The organism is Mycoplasma sp. CSL7475-4 (assembly GCF_024834065.1).
Classification (GTDB): domain Bacteria; phylum Bacillota_I; class Bacilli_A; order Mycoplasmatales; family Metamycoplasmataceae; genus Mycoplasmopsis.
The window spans coordinates 1-648 of sequence record NZ_JANUYA010000023.1 but is presented as its reverse complement, the minus strand read 5'-3'; the positions used below and the strand labels follow the sequence as shown (position 1 = coordinate 648).

1 protein-coding gene is annotated in these 648 nt (G+C 31.3%); it reads left to right on the top strand.

Going from position 1 to position 648, the window contains the following annotated elements; translation table 4 throughout:
* Window positions 1–648: hypothetical protein (locus NXS15_RS03750; RefSeq protein ID WP_259290522.1), on the top strand; the 648-nt coding region annotated here is incomplete at both ends.

Sequence of the window (648 nt, the reverse complement as noted above, 5' to 3'; positions counted from 1 at the left end):
ACGAGAAAAATAAACATGCTCTTAAATTGTCTGACAATCTAATTCGCTACACCATAAAAAAAATGATAGGCTATGATTCAAAATTTATCAAAGATGAAGATAAAGATCATTTAACAATCAGTTTTAGGAGGTATTACGATGAAGTATTACCTACTTCAATTAAAAAGCAAATAACATATCCGTATTTTATTAAACGTTGCTCCGCAATGGGTTTAACAAAACCTACTCAAACGGCCAAAACTAAAAGAAGAATTGCAGCTATATTAAGAAGTAAAAACAAAGAGAAAGACGACAGTGAGTATTTGTTAATTCAACAATTATCCAAAATCAACGAAAAGGTTCAGTTGGGAAGATTACTGAATCACCACAAATATGAATTTGGCGAAATAGTTGAATTAGACGCTTGTAGCGAAGCTTGAATTAAACATTTAAATGATTTTCATATCTATTTAGCAGTAGATTCGGGAACTAAAAAGATTCTATCTTTATACGCCGAAAAAGAAGAAACAACACTGGGTTACATGAAACTATTAGAACAACTTTTTGCCCGATATGGCTATCCAATAGGCTTAAAAACTGATAGAAGAACTACTTTTTTCGCCAAACAGGAAAATAATACACCGATGGCAAAATGACTCAATTCTAAAA